The organism is Enterococcus alishanensis (genome assembly GCF_019218635.1).
Lineage (GTDB): Bacteria > Bacillota > Bacilli > Lactobacillales > Enterococcaceae > Enterococcus_A > Enterococcus_A alishanensis.
On the sequence record NZ_JAHUZB010000006.1, the window covers coordinates 1 to 14,536 of the forward strand.

General features: G+C 38.2%; 11 protein-coding genes. All 11 read right to left on the reverse strand.

Features of this window, described 5'->3' with window-relative positions; genetic code table 11:
* Positions 1–418: 418 nt before the first annotated feature.
* Positions 419–1,882 carry a lysine--tRNA ligase gene (gene lysS / locus KUA55_RS13710; RefSeq protein ID WP_246601548.1) on the reverse strand — a complete coding sequence of 488 codons (1,464 nt, stop codon included), beginning with the start codon at positions 1,880–1,882 and terminating at the stop codon, positions 419–421.
* Between the two features lie 123 nt (positions 1,883–2,005).
* Positions 2,006–3,004 carry a tRNA dihydrouridine synthase DusB gene (dusB, locus tag KUA55_RS13715; RefSeq protein ID WP_218327155.1) on the reverse strand — a complete coding sequence of 333 codons (999 nt, stop codon included), beginning with the start codon at positions 3,002–3,004 and terminating at the stop codon, positions 2,006–2,008.
* Between the two features lie 8 nt (positions 3,005–3,012).
* Positions 3,013–3,900, reverse strand: coding sequence for an Hsp33 family molecular chaperone HslO (hslO, locus tag KUA55_RS13720; RefSeq protein WP_218326956.1), 888 nt, complete (start codon positions 3,898–3,900; stop codon positions 3,013–3,015).
* A 134-nt stretch (positions 3,901–4,034) separates the two neighbouring features.
* Positions 4,035–6,083 carry an ATP-dependent zinc metalloprotease FtsH gene (ftsH, locus tag KUA55_RS13725; RefSeq protein WP_218326957.1) on the reverse strand — a complete coding sequence of 683 codons (2,049 nt, stop codon included), beginning with the start codon at positions 6,081–6,083 and terminating at the stop codon, positions 4,035–4,037.
* 85 nt (positions 6,084–6,168) lie between these two features.
* Entirely contained in the window at positions 6,169–6,714 is a 546-nt protein-coding gene (gene hpt / locus KUA55_RS13730) for a hypoxanthine phosphoribosyltransferase (protein ID WP_218326958.1), read from the reverse strand.
* Between the two features lie 25 nt (positions 6,715–6,739).
* A complete protein-coding gene (tilS, locus tag KUA55_RS13735) occupies positions 6,740–8,065 on the reverse strand; it encodes a tRNA lysidine(34) synthetase TilS (protein WP_218326959.1) in 1,326 nt (441 codons plus the stop codon).
* Positions 8,066–8,122: 57 nt separating this feature from the next.
* The gene (locus tag KUA55_RS13740) at positions 8,123–8,596 is read right to left on the reverse strand and encodes a S1 domain-containing RNA-binding protein (protein WP_218326960.1); all 474 of its coding nucleotides are present in this window, start codon (positions 8,594–8,596) and stop codon (positions 8,123–8,125) included.
* Between the two features lie 72 nt (positions 8,597–8,668).
* Positions 8,669–9,070, reverse strand: a complete 402-nt coding sequence (locus tag KUA55_RS13745) for an FtsB family cell division protein (RefSeq protein ID WP_218326961.1) — start codon at positions 9,068–9,070, stop codon at positions 8,669–8,671.
* A gap of 75 nt (positions 9,071–9,145) precedes the next feature.
* Positions 9,146–9,415, reverse strand: coding sequence for an RNA-binding S4 domain-containing protein (locus KUA55_RS13750; protein WP_218326962.1), 270 nt, complete (start codon positions 9,413–9,415; stop codon positions 9,146–9,148).
* 8 nt (positions 9,416–9,423) lie between these two features.
* Positions 9,424–10,974 carry a putative polysaccharide biosynthesis protein gene (locus KUA55_RS13755; protein WP_218327156.1) on the reverse strand — a complete coding sequence of 517 codons (1,551 nt, stop codon included), beginning with the start codon at positions 10,972–10,974 and terminating at the stop codon, positions 9,424–9,426.
* Positions 10,975–11,013: 39 nt separating this feature from the next.
* Positions 11,014–14,526 (reverse strand): transcription-repair coupling factor, encoded by a 3,513-nt coding sequence (gene mfd, locus KUA55_RS13760; RefSeq protein ID WP_218326963.1) that lies wholly within the window; start codon positions 14,524–14,526, stop codon positions 11,014–11,016.
* Between the last annotated feature and the right edge of the window lie 10 nt (positions 14,527–14,536).

The window sequence follows — 14,536 nt, forward strand, 5'->3', positions numbered from 1 at the left end:
TGTTCCTATTAATAGGAACGCCCTACACATTTGGTTCGTCTTATTCGTTCAGTTTTCAAAGGTCTATTTCTGTTGCATCAGCAACTTTTATATCTTATCAGATTTCAAAATTAAAGTCAAACACTTTTTTGAAATATTTTTTAAGATTTTTTTGAATTGCTTCAATGCGACTTTGTTAGAATAGCTGATTTACAGCCGTCTGTCAACAAGTTTTTTAAACTTTTTTTGAGCGACTCGCGCTCTTTTTAAGACATAAGATAATATACCAACATAATGCCTTAGGGTCAATCAAAATCTATACTTTTTTTGATATTTTTTTAGATGCGATTACTAATAAAAAAGTTCGATAAATCGTTCGGAAAAACATAAAAAAAAGCCCGAATTTTCTTTTTTAGAGAAAATTCGAACGTGTTTTTTTCTAGCGCATGGTTGGGAAAAGTAATACATCACGGATTGATTGGACATCAGTTAACAACATTACTAAACGATCAATCCCAATTCCTAATCCACCGGTTGGCGGCATACCATATTCTAAAGCTTCTAAGAAATCTTCATCCACACCATGGGCTTCATCATTTCCTTGTTCTTTTTCTTTTTCTTGTTCTTCAAAACGTTGTCTTTGGTCAATTGGATCATTTAATTCAGTAAAGGCATTGGCGAATTCGCGACCAACAATAAATAATTCAAATCGATCAGTAAAACGCCCATCTTCCGCATTTTTCTTTGCAAGCGGCGACACTTCTACTGGATGCCCAAAAATAAAGGTCGGTTGTTCCAAAGTTTCTTCAACAAAAGTTTCAAAGAATTCATTGATAATGTGGCCGACTGCCATGTTATTATTGATTTCTACATCGTGGGCTTTAGCTAGTTCACGAGCTTCTTCAATCGACATTTCTGGCCAAAAATCAACACCAGTTTGTTCTTTTATTGCATCTAACATATGGATTCGTTTAAATTCTGAACCCAAATCAATAGAAGCACCATCATAACTGATCGTAGTTTCTCCCAAGACATTTACTGCGACATCACGAATGATGCCTTCTGTTAAATTCATAACATCTAAATAATCGAAATAAGCAGTATAAACTTCCATCATAGTAAATTCAGGATTGTGTGTTGTATCTAAACCTTCATTTCGGAAGACCCGACCAATTTCATAAACTTTTTCCATACCACCAACGATTAACCGTTTCAAATGTAGTTCCAAAGCAATACGCAGATATAAATCAATATCCAAAGCATTGTGATGAGTAATAAATGGACGAGCAGTCGCACCACCAGCTTCATTGTGTAATACAGGTGTTTCGACTTCAATATAACCTAAACCATCCAAATAACGGCGGATTTGACTAATTATTTGACTGCGTTTTGTAAAGCGGTCAAAGCTTTCACGGTTTGAAATCAAGTCTAAATAGCGTTGGCGATAGCGTTGTTCGACATTGGTTAGACCATGATATTTTTCTGGTAATGGACGTAAAGCCTTTGTTAATAGTGTGATTTCTTGGGCTTTAATAGAAACTTCACCGGTATCAGTTTTCATAATTTCACCAGTCACACCGAAGAAATCACCTAGATCGCCTTTTTTAAAAATAGCATAGGGTTCTTCGCCAACTTCATCTTTACGGACATAAATTTGAATTTGGCCTTCACGGTCTTGTAAATGAGCAAAGCCCACTTTCCCTTTACCCCGTTTGGTCATCATGCGTCCAGCAACAGTTGCTGTTAATTGCATTTCTTTTAATTCTTCTTTGGTATCTTTATCATATTTTTCGTGTAATTCTTTTGAGTTTGCTGTGCGTTCAAAACGTTTACCAAATGGATCGATGCCTTCTGCTTGCAAGTTTTCCATTTTTTCACGGCGCACTAACATTTGGTCGTTCATTTCAGTTGTATGTTCCTCAGCCACGGATATTCCTCCTTAAAAATAGTTGTTCTTTCCTATAATGCCAATCAATTTAAAAAAAATCAAGGCGTAAGAGAGATTCTCTTACCCTTGATTGGTGATTTAGCCAATTTTTAATCGTGCTTCACTAACATCAGCAAAATTATCTAGTAAATCCAGCATCACTTGGCGGTCTTCCGTTTTATTAATTTTCGCTTTGACTTTAGCAGCTCGAGAAATGCCTTTTAAATAATAGCTAGCATGCTGACGAAACTCACGACAAGCGATTTTTTCACCTTTTAAATTGATTAACCGTTCTAAATGTAGTTTTGCTGTTTCGATTTTTTCTCTTGGTGTTGGTTCAGCGATTAATTCACCTGTTTCCAGATAATGTTGGGTGCGATGAATCATCCAAGGATTGCCTAGTGCTGCTCGCCCAATCATTACAGCATCAACACCAACTTCTTCAATCATTCGTTTGGCATCTTCGGGAGTTTTTATATCGCCATTTCCCATGAATGGAATGGAAATCTCGTTGGCAACTTCTTTTAAAATTTCCCAATTGGCTTTCCCTTCATACATTTGTACACGGGTACGGCCATGCATTGCAATAGCGGAAGCACCGGCTTTTTCTGCTGCCAAGGCATTCTCAACTGCAAAAACGTGTTGATCATCCCAACCAATCCGCATCTTGACCGTCACTGGAATATCCACTGCCTGAGAGACAGCTTCTACCATTTCATAGACTTTATCGGAATCTAATAACCATTTAGCACCAGCTTCAGCTTTAATTACTTTATTGACGGGACAGCCCATATTAATATCGATCATGTCAGCTTTCGTATTGGCTTGAACAAATTCCGCTGCCTCTACCAAAGAATCCTTACTACCGCCAAAAATTTGAACACTTAAAGGATGTTCTCGTTCATCAATGTGTAACATCTCTAACGTTTTTTTATTTCTAAAGTGAATTCCTTGGTCACTAATCATCTCCATCACCACTAGACCAGCACCAAATTCTTTGACAGTCACTCGAAACGCTGCATTAGTAATTCCAGCCATCGGTGCCACTACGACCCGATTAGGAATCTCTACGTTACCGATTTTCCATGTACCACTCAACGGTTTCACTACGCTTCCCCCAGTGCTGCTTGTTTCAAGACTTCTAGATCAGCTTCGCTATATTCATATTTGTCGCCACAAAAACGGCAAACGGCTTCCGCACCATGATCTTCATCAATCATCGCTTGAATTTCATCGGCTCCTAAAGTAATGATCGCCTTCGCAAATTTTTCTTTGGAAGAATCACATTTGAATTGAACAGGCATTTTTTCCAAGAAATTAATGTCATCGGTTGCTAATAAATTTTGTAAAATTTCTTCGGGTGTTTGACCTTCATCCAGCAAATTAGAAATCCGCGCTGTTTCATTTAAACGGGCTTCAATTGTGTCGATGACTTCATCTGTCACTCCCGGCATCATTTGAATCATAAAACCGCCAGCAGTTTTAATCGTGTCATCGGTATCAACTAATACAGAAACACCGACAGCAGATGGCGTTTGTTCAGAGACGGCTAAATAATAAGTAAAGTCTTCGCCAATTTCACCAGAGACAATCGGTACTTGACCAGAAAAAGGATCTTTTAAGCCCAAATCTTTAATGACAGTGAAGAATCCTTGCGTTCCTACTGCCCCACGAACATCAATCTTACCAGCTTCATTCAATGGCAAACTAATATGGGGGTTATCGATATAACCTTTTACATCACCTTGGCCGTTACTATCCACCACAATCTGACCCGCTGGACCATCACCTTGCACTTTAACGGTTAATTTATCGTCTCCTTTTAACGTTGCACCTAACATTAACGCACCTACCATCGTTCGTCCCAGTGCGGCTGAAGAGGTATTCCAAGTATCGTGACGGCGTTGAGCTTCTGCTACAGTCGAAGTTGCATCCACTGCATAAGCTCTCACATAGCCATTATATGCTAAAGCTTTTACTAAATAATCTGTCATTATATTCTCCTTTGTATGTAAACAAGATTCGCCATTCATCTTACTAGGTGTCGCCATTTTTTTCAACTGACGAACTTCTTTCTTAATAGAAGTACAAAAAAAGACGAAGGAAAATTTCCTCCGCCTCATTTTAATTATTGTTGATCATCACTAGTATCATCTGGTTCAATTGGGCCTGCTGGTTTTTCATCAGAAGCTTGTTTTTCAGCATCCTTTTGTTCCAAGGCGCGTTTAGCTTCTTCAAAAGTTGTTGCGTCAGCTTTCTCACTTGGATATAAGCTGTCGTTTTCAGGCATCTTGCCATCTTCAAACAATGATTTGATTGCTTTGGCATCTAATGTTTCGTACTTCAATAGCATTTCTGCAATTAAAGCATGTTGTTCGCGATGAGATTCGATGATTTCATGTGCTTTATCATGAGCATCCATCAAGATCTTACGAACTTCTTCATCAATTTCAAAAGCAACTTGTTCTGAATAAGCTTTAGTTTGTCCATAATCACGGCCAACAAAGACTTGATGATTGCCTTCGTATTGAACTGGACCAAGTTTATCACTCATTCCGTATTCAGTCACCATGCTGCGGGCTAAACCAGTTGCTTGTTCAAAGTCATTAGAAGCACCTGTTGATTGTACGTTGAAGATGATTTCTTCAGCTGTCCGACCACCAAGTAAACCAACGATTTGTTCAAACATGTCATCTTTAGTCATTAACATTTGATCTTCTTTTGGTAAAGCAATCATGTAACCACCAGCGCGACCACGTGGAATAATTGTTACTTTATGAACGACACGGGCACGGTTTAACACCATCCCAATGATGGTATGACCGGCTTCATGGTAAGCCACCATTTTGCGTTCACGTTCACTAATCACACGATCTTTCTTCGCTGGTCCAGCGATTACGCGATCTTCCGCTTCATCTACATCAGAAGCATCAATTTTTTTCTTGTTACGACGTGCAGCTACTAAAGCCGCTTCATTTAAGACATTTTCCAAATCCGCACCGGCAAAACCTGGTGTTTGTTGGGCAACGACTTTCAAATCAACATCGTCTGCTAAAGGTTTGTTACGAGAATGGACACGTAAAATGGCTTCCCGACCTTTAACATCTGGACGACCAACTAAGATTTGACGGTCAAAACGTCCTGGACGAAGTAAGGCTGGATCCAATACGTCTGAACGGTTCGTTGCAGCAATAACGATGACACCTTCGTTGCCACCAAAACCATCCATTTCAACTAGCAATTGGTTCAAGGTTTGTTCACGTTCATCGTGTCCGCCACCCATACCAGCGCCTCGTTGACGACCAACTGCATCGATTTCATCGATAAAGATAATCGCTGGTGCATTTTTCTTCGCAGTTTCAAATAAGTCACGTACTCGACTGGCACCGACCCCAACGAACATTTCCACAAAGTCAGAACCAGAGATTGAATAAAATGGTACGCCTGCTTCACCAGCAACTGCTTTAGCTAATAAAGTTTTACCAGTTCCGGGAGGTCCTTCTAGTAAGACCCCGGCAGGAATGCGGGCACCTAATTCAACGAAACGACGGGGATCTTTTAAGAATTCCACGACTTCTACAAGTTCTTGTTTTTCTTCTTCTGCGCCGGCTACGTCAGAGAAACGGACGCGATTGGCTTTTTTATCGGCTTCTTTGGCTTTCGATTTACCGAAGTTCATCACTCGGCCATTGCCGCCACCGCCGCCACCTTGTTGACCCATAATCATGTAGAAGAAGAAAATCATGATTAAGATTGGTAGGAAGCTGACTAATAATGTCACCCACATGCCGCTAGATGATTCTTCAGCTACATCGGCTTTGACATTTTGGTCACTGGCTGAACTAGTAATTTGGTCTAAAGTGGAGTCATTTGGTAAAGCAATTGTTGTAAAGCGAGTAGTATTAGAATCAGTTGATCCGATAATACTTAAACCGCCGCTGTTTTCAACTTTTTGGCTTTCTTTATACTCCCCAGTAATCCGGTACACACCGCCAGCTGGTTGGATCGTAAAGTTTTTTACTTTTCCATCTTCTAATTGTTCTGTGAAGGTAGAATACTCGATATCTGACGAAGATGAGCGATTGTCTCCAAATAAGAAATAGACAACCATCACCATTGCCAAGATTACGAGGATGTAATAGAGGGCGTTTTTGACCCCCTTATTATTTTTGTTCATAGGGTTCCTCCTCGAAGTTCTGATTCAAATTTGTTTTATCAATCCTGACCAATACAGTATATCATATAGTCTTTCTTAGCTGTCACTAATTTGATTGATAAACTTCTGGTTTTAAAACTCCAACATATGGTAAATTACGATAATCCTCAGCGTAATCTAAACCATAGCCGACAACGAATTCATTTGGTACATCAAAACCAACAAAATCGGCAGTAATATCTACTACACGGCCTTCTGGTTTATCTAACAAAGTCACAATTTTTACCGATTTGGCTTTACGATATTTAAATAAGTCTACTAAATAACCTAAAGTCCGACCGCTATCGATAATATCTTCTACAATTAAAAGGTCGCGACCTTCAACATTTGTATCTAAATCTTTGACGATTTTCACCTCGCCAGAAGAAACCGTTTGATTGCCGTAACTTGAAACATCCATGAAATCCATTTCCATATGAATGTCCATCTCCCGGCAGATATCTGCCATAAATGGTACAGCACCTTTTAAAATGCCAACTACCAGAGGGTTTTTATCCGCATATTCAGTGGTTAATTCTTTTCCTAATTCGACACAACGCTTTAAAATATCATCTCTAGAAACTAAGACTTTTTCGATATCGTTTGCTAGCATGCGTGTTCTCCTTTCATTCTCAAACTTAATCAAAATAATCAAGTATGTAGAGTATTTTATCAGTTTCCAAACTATTACTCAAACAAGAATTAACAAAAGGTAAAATTGCTAATATTTCTCCATTGGTATCTTCCACCAACCAGGCTTTCTCCCGTAAATCCACAGAAATTTTTTGATCAATAAAATAACGTGAAACCTTTTTTCGTAAATCTTTAGTTAGTTGAATACGATCGCCGGTTTGACGCTTGCGAATCGTTAGTGGAAAAGCCGTAGTTGCTGGTAAAAAAACTTGAAAGTTAGCCTTTTCAGCACTTATTTGCGTCTTTTTCCGTAAATTAAAACATGTACCATCTGACAACTTTTTTTCTTGGTGGAGGCCGATTTGAAAACTTTCTGTCACAACCATTTGTTTAGGCGTCAATGAAAATTGCTGATAACTTCTACGAAACTGCCAATCATCGCCTAAATCTTGCGACCATTGACTCGGTCCATCGTTAATTAAGGCCAGCATTTGTTGTAACTGTTGTTGAGAAATAAGTAAATTTGTATCTTCGGCAATCATTTGAAAGAAAAATTGCAAAAAATAATAACGTGAAGCACTTATTTCAGGCAAATCTGATAACTTAAAATTCCAACCTTGATCAGTTTTTTTAACGTTGTTTAAATTTTCTTTTAGTCCCCATTTCAGAGCCGTTTCAGCATCATTTAACTGTTGCTGGAACTGTTGAATGTGGCGTAAAAATTGTGGGTTTTCGGCTTTCAAAAGCGGAACTACCTTTTGTCGAATCCGATTGCGAAAATATTGTTCACTTTGATTACTAGCATCTTCAAAATAAACCAGTTGATTTTCTTTCGCATAGGAAATTAACGATTCTTTAGGTTCATTTAGTAAAGGTCGTAATAATCTCCCTTTGGTAAAAGGTTGAATTCTCTGAATACCCGCGTGAGCTTGTAAGCTACCACCACGAACTAAGCGCATCAACATGGTTTCAGCTTGGTCATCACTATGGTGAGCCGTCACTAAAAGATCATAGTTCTCTTTTTCCATCACATCTGCGAAAAACTGATAGCGAAATTTGCGGGCGCCAGCTTCCATGCCTTTTTCAACTGGTTGTTGCCACAGTGTTTGATAGAAAGGTAGTTTTTTTTCGCGACAATAATTTGCCAAAAATACTGCTTCTATTTCGGATTCTGCTCGCAACTGATGATTCACATGAGCAACTCCTATTGGCAATGCAAGTTTCTCCAATAGATCAAGTAAAACCATCGAATCCACACCAGTTGAAACAGCTACTAAAATTTTTTGAGCTGTAAATAATTCTGGGTTTAATTTTTTTAAATTTCTTTCCATCATATCCCTCAATTACAAAAAAAGCCGAGACAAATTTGTCCCGACTTGATTGATTCACTAGCTACGACGACCGCCACGGCCACCGCGTTTTCCTTCTGTATTACGGCGCAATGATAATAAGCGATCATCGCTGTCTTTCAAAAAGGAACTCATTAATGTATCGAAGTCTTCTTTTTTGTTGCCAAAATCTTTGTTATTGCCTTTTGAAAAGTTACCTTTATTTTGTGGTTTGCTAGGTCGTGTATCGCGACGTTCTCGGTTGAAAGTTTTTTTCTCAGGTTGCGGTCTTTCTGGTTGATCTTCCGCTTTGCGAATTGATAAACCGACTTTTCCGTCATCACCAACTGAGGTCACTTTGACCGTCACTTCATCACCAACAGTTAATACATCGTGAATATCTTTAACAAAACCATTTGAGATTTCGCTAATATGGACTAACCCAGTTTTCCCTTCACCTAAATCAATAAATGCACCAAAATTAGTGATGCCAGATACTTTCCCTTGTAGTTTTGCTCCTACTTCGATTGACATAAAAAGATTGTTCCTCCTACTTTATTTCCCAATTTATTATTCACTGCAACATTGCAGTTTCAGACTTTTGTTTTATTTTGCTGAGCTGTTACTTGAACTATCAGTCGATTCTTCTGGTAAAACAAAAATCAATTCACCATCTTTTGAGTAGTAGTAACGACTACGGGCCAATTTCGCAACATAATCGTCATTTTTTAATAAAGCGACTTCTTGTTGTAATGTTTCAACTTTATCATCTAATTTAACTGACTCTGCCTGGGTAGTTACTTTGATATCTTGTAATTCACTCAATTTTTGGCGCTCACTAAAAATCTGAACACCCATCACAATAAAAATAACCGCAGCAACCGCAAAGAAAACAGCTAAACGTCGCCGTTTAAAAATTAATTGACGGTGTTCTTTTTGAAACTTTTGAAATTGTTTTTTTGTGTAGGGATTACTAATCGTGGCAAGTTTTTTCTTTTCTTCTGCCATATAACGACTCCCTTTCGATTAATTTTCTCAACTATTATAACAACATTAAAGTTCATTGTCTATGTCATTCGTTGACTAATTCTCGTTATCTTCTCTACGTGTTTCGCTAATAATGCGATACATTTTCGCGGCATCTTCTTTTTTAGTTGATTCGTGTAACGCTTCCACAGCTACCTCTAACACTTTATTTCCAAATTGAATTTTAATCGTATCATCAACTTTAACTTCACTAGAAGACTTAGCTAGTTTTCCATTTACATAGATTCGACCTTTGTCTGCTACTTCCTTTGCAACAGAACGCCTTTTAATAATTCTCGAAATTTTTAAAAATTTATCTAAACGCATGTAATTTCCTACTTTCTTAAACGTAATCGCAATATTTTTTTACCAAATGGCAACATTAACCATTCACGAATACTCAACAAGTGTAACCGAATCGCTGCAAAAACAAAAGTCCCTCCACCGAGCATCACACCAATTAAGCAAATAATTAAGGTGGCTAGCCGTGATTCAACTTGCCCAAATAATATTTGTAAACCACCATAATAGCCAAATAGGCTAGCTGCCATTAGTAATAAGCAATAAATCAGATGCCGCAAAAAGCCTTGCTGATTTAAGTACTTCAAATTACCTAAAGCTGATTTTTTCTGCAAAAATAGCAGTGCTGCCAATAAACCTAATAAGGTAGCCAAACTAGCACCTGCATTTCCCCAAAGTTTAGTCAGCCAAATAGTCGTCAATAATTTAATCACTAAGCCAATTCCTGCCGCTTGAAAGGAGCTGCGATAAGAATTTTGGGCTTGGGCAATACTTTGATAAGCCTGAATCATCGCCATCAAAAAAATGGCAAAGACAAATATCACTAAAGTTAAATTGCCCCGATAATCTTTAAACAATGTGTAATTCACATAAGGCAAAAGCAACGCTAAGCCTAGCGAGGCTGCTGCTGCAATCCCACAAGTCAACCGTAGAAAAGTACCACTGGTTTGTTTAAATTTATTTTTTTCCTCACCAGATAAGTACTTTGTTAATAAGGGTAAAAAACTAGCACTTAAGGCTAAAGCGACTACTAAACCTAATTGAACCAAGGGCTGACCGCGATCATAAATTCCTTTAGCAACTTGTGCAGCATAGTCAGTTAAACCGTGATCAACCAAAGCTTTTTTAACAGTGAAAGAATCAATCAATTGAAACAAGATTAAAAATCCACTGTAAACAGTCATTAATCCTCCTTCAATCGTCATTCGTTTTATTAACTGCCAAGGTGCCGTAGCTTTTTTAAAGCCAATCGCATGACTATTTAATTTTCTTTGATAATACGCCAAAATCAAACAACCACAAATACCCCCAAAAACTGCTCCCGACATAGCAAAAACACCGGTCTGATAAACATCCCAAGCATATTTTTGAAAACACCAAGCAGCAGCTAAAATAATACTGACCCGAACGATTTGTTCCACCACTTGAGAAATGGCCGTTGGTACCATCTGCAAACGTCCTTGAAAACCGCCACGAGTAATGGACAAATAAGGCATTAATAGAAAAGTAAATGAAACTACTTGAATCAAAGGCGTTAATTGTTGATCACCCATTAGGCTTGCCAACATGGGACTCGTAAAAAAGACCATCGCCCATAAAAAAATCCCTAGACTACTTATAATCGGAAATAATTCTTTTAAAGCAGTTGCTTCATCCTTTATGCTGTTTCTTTCGGCGACATATTTCGAAATAAATTGAGGCAAACCAGATAAGGCTAGTGTCATCGCCAAACCATAAATTGGATAGACTTGTTGATACACATAAAAGCCTACATCCCCTGCTAAGTTTTGGTACGGTACGCGATAAATTGCACTTAAAATCTTGGCGACAAAAGATGCTAACGTCAAAATAAAGGCGCCTTGCATCATATTTTTCATGTCTTTATTCACCAAGGCGACCACCACCTACTCTTTGTACTTTTGTTCTCGTAAAGCTGCGATAAACAAGCCAATTTCACGTAACCAGACAGCTTGATCCATATTTTTATCAATACTTAATTTAATGACCATCTGCTCTTTTTCAACGCCCAGAGTCGCTTTTAATTTTGTCGCCGAGAGAGCCTCAAAAATTTGTTCAACTTGATAAGCTTTGGTACCAGCTTTACTCAAAGCAATCCGAATCTGATTGTCATTTTTCACGATACTTTCCACCAATGCCCGGTCGCCGTCCATCTTAATTTGACCAATTGTCAATAAGTGGGCGACCTCATCAGGATAATCTCCAAAACGATCAATCATATCTTCTTCTACTTCATTTAGCATATCGCTACTTTCCAATTCACGAATCCGTTTGTAGATTTCAATTTTTTGTCGTTCGTCTTCAATATAGTCACCAGGAATATACGCATCAATGCCCAAATTAATTTCAACTGAAGTCTTTTCAATTTGAACATTTTTTCCTTGTTTACGACTGACTGCTTCACTTAACATTTGTGAGTACATATCAAAACCAACGGCATCAATAAATCCATGCTGTTGTGCGCCTAATAAATTCCCAGCGCCTCGAATTGATAAATCCCGCATGGCGATTTTAAAACCAGAGCCCAACTCAGTAAAGTCTTTAATCGCTTGTAGTCGTTTTTCACTGACTTCATTTAAGACTTTTTGCTGTTCATACATGAAGTAAGCATAAGCTACCCGATTACTCCGTCCTACGCGACCACGTAATTGATACAAAGTAGATAAGCCCATATAGTCGGCGTTTTCAACAAACAAAGTATTCACATTAGGGATATCTACACCCGTTTCAATAATCGTCGTCGTCACCAAAATATCATATTGACCATCGATAAAATCAAGCAAAGTATTTTCCAACTGAACTTCCGTCATCTGCCCATGAGCAAAACTAATTCTGGCATCGGGAACCAACATTTGCAATTCTTCGACTTTTCGTTCAATTGTTTCCACCCGATTATATAAGTAGAATACTTGACCACCACGTGCCAACTCCCGTTCAATCGCTTCTCGAATCGCCCCCGGGTTAAATTCCATTACATATGTTTGGATCGGATAACGATTTTCTGGTGGTGTTTCAATGACAGATAAATCTCTCACACCTAGCATAGACATATGCAAAGTTCGAGGAATTGGCGTAGCTGTTAAAGTTAAAACATCGACTTGAGAGCGTAATTGTTTTAATCGTTCTTTATGTTTTACACCAAAACGCTGCTCTTCATCGACGATTAGTAAGCCTAAATCGGCAAAGTGGATATCTTGTGACAACAAACGATGGGTACCAACCACAATATCAATTTGACCTGTGCGTAGTTTTTCAATCGTTTCATTTTGCTGTTTTTTTGTGCGGAACCGACTTAATACGGCAACATTCACTGGGAAATTCTCAAAACGTTCCAGCATGGTTTCATAATGTTGCTGCGCCAAAATCGTTGTGGGCACTAAAAAGGCTACCTGTTTATTTTCTTTGATGGCTTTAAAAGCACCTCGCAAAGCCACCTCAGTTTTACCAAAGCCGACATCTCCTACTAACAAGCGATCCATTGGTCGTTTCTTCTCCATGTCGTGCTTAATTTCGGCACTAGAGCGTAATTGGTCATCGGTTTCGGTATAAGGAAAAGCATCTTCGAATTCTTTTTGATATTCATCATCTGGACCAAAAGCATAGCCAACTTCAGCCTCACGTTTGGCATACAATTCGATTAAATCATCGGCAATATCTTCAATTCGAGCAGAAACCTTACTTTTGGTTTTGCCCCATTCACTGCCACCAAGTTTATTAACTTTTGGCGGTTTCGCTTCAGAAGAAACATATTTTTGGATTAAGTTTAACTGAGTAACCGGAATAAACAATTTATCATCTTTTTGGTAAAGAATCGTCATGTAATCTTGGTGAACGCCATCGATTTCAATTGTCTCCATACCGATATACTTACCAATCCCATGATTAGCATGAACAACAAAATCTCCGGCTTTTAACTCATTATAACTTTTCAAACGCTCTGCATTAGAAATCGTCTGACGGCGTGCCCGTTTTTTTGTTACCTTTTGGAAAATTTCTCTTTCTGTTACGACCACCAATTTTTCTTGAGGTAATTCAAAACCACTTAAAACAGTTCCTTGCATGATTTGAGTCTGTTCAACTAACAAATCATCTGGTGTCGTTTGAAGGGCTTTGATTTCAACATCATGAAATTCTTGGGTTAATTTTTCTTTACGTTCATCATCGAAAACATAGAAAATTACCGTTTGGCCTTGTTTTTGCCAACGGTCTACCTCAGTTTTTAGTAAGTGCATTTGTCCAAAAAACTGTTGCATCGAACGATATTGAAAATGATGCAATCCTTCAAAACGCAGATTGCCCATTCCTTTTTGAAAGAGTGAGAAGAAAGTGGTCGTCAAGTTTGTTTGCTTTAATAAATCAATTAAATTCTCACCAAAAACTTGTTCTGAAAACACACGCAATTCAGCAATTTTTTGGGTTTGCCATTCAGCTTCTTCTCGTTCGATTTCACGATTGGTTTCCAATAAGCGGGTATAATCATCCACATAAAGGAAACTTTCTGAATTAAAATAGTCCAATAATGAATTTTTCTTACTATATAATAGGTCAGTATAGAAACGCGCATTTTCTGTTGGAATCCCGTCTTGCCAGCTAGCGATCAGTTGACCATAATAATCACTTAAAAAATCCTTATCATTTTGATCTTTCGTAACTACTAAGCGGTTCGATAACAACTGATTAACTTTTTCAGCGCCTTGCTTCAAATCTTCATCTGAAAAAACCAATTCCGTTGTCGGTGCAATCAAGACTTCTTGTAAATTCTCCACTGAACGTTGTGTATCAGCTTCAAAATATCTCAAGGAATCTATTTCCACATCAAATAACTCAACACGAACAGGGTATTCGGTAGTTAACGGGTAAATATCAATAATACTTCCCCGCATACTGAATTCACCGGGTTTTCCAACCATACTTTGACGTTCGTAACCCATTAAAACCAATTTTTGCGGTAAATTTTCTAAGTCAATTTCACTACCAATTTCCCATTTAAGCTGGCTAGCTTGCCAAGTTTCTGGGGTGGGTAAATATTTCCGCAAGGCAGCAGCTGGCACAATATAAATACCCTTTTCTTGCTGACTTAATGCCGTTAGGGTTGCCACCCTTTCACTTCGAGCTTCTGGTGAAGCAAAAGCCATCTCAGCTGACAACACTTCATCCACTGGGAAAACATGAACATCCTCAGTCAATTGGCGTAATTCTTCCGCCAATTGACCGCTGTAATACAAGTTAGGCACAACAATTATTATTTGATTTTGGAAAGTTTGAAAACTTCCTGCCATTACTAAAGCTTTAGCTGAACCAGACAATCCAGTGACTAATTGACGTTTGGCTTTTGCGGCTAATTGTTGTTGCCACTCTTTAACCAAAGAACTTTGATTAATAAATTCTACTATATTCATAAAAGGACTC

Excerpts from the sequence above, each read along its gene's own strand:
- lysS (WP_246601548.1), bottom strand. The coding sequence starts at position 1,882 with ATGAACGACCAAATGTTAGTGCGCCGTGAAAAAATGGAAAACTTGCAA.
- hslO (WP_218326956.1), bottom strand. The coding sequence starts at position 3,900 with ATGACAGATTATTTAGTAAAAGCTTTAGCATATAATGGCTATGTGAGA.
- ftsH (WP_218326957.1), bottom strand. The coding sequence starts at position 6,083 with ATGAACAAAAATAATAAGGGGGTCAAAAACGCCCTCTATTACATCCTC.
- hpt (WP_218326958.1), bottom strand. The coding sequence starts at position 6,714 with ATGCTAGCAAACGATATCGAAAAAGTCTTAGTTTCTAGAGATGATATT.
- tilS (WP_218326959.1), bottom strand. The coding sequence starts at position 8,065 with ATGGAAAGAAATTTAAAAAAATTAAACCCAGAATTATTTACAGCTCAA.
- KUA55_RS13740 (WP_218326960.1), bottom strand. The coding sequence starts at position 8,596 with ATGTCAATCGAAGTAGGAGCAAAACTACAAGGGAAAGTATCTGGCATC.
- KUA55_RS13745 (WP_218326961.1), bottom strand. The coding sequence starts at position 9,070 with ATGGCAGAAGAAAAGAAAAAACTTGCCACGATTAGTAATCCCTACACA.
- KUA55_RS13750 (WP_218326962.1), bottom strand. The coding sequence starts at position 9,415 with ATGCGTTTAGATAAATTTTTAAAAATTTCGAGAATTATTAAAAGGCGT.
- KUA55_RS13755 (WP_218327156.1), bottom strand. The coding sequence starts at position 10,974 with ATGCAAGGCGCCTTTATTTTGACGTTAGCATCTTTTGTCGCCAAGATT.
- mfd (WP_218326963.1), bottom strand. The coding sequence starts at position 14,526 with ATGAATATAGTAGAATTTATTAATCAAAGTTCTTTGGTTAAAGAGTGG.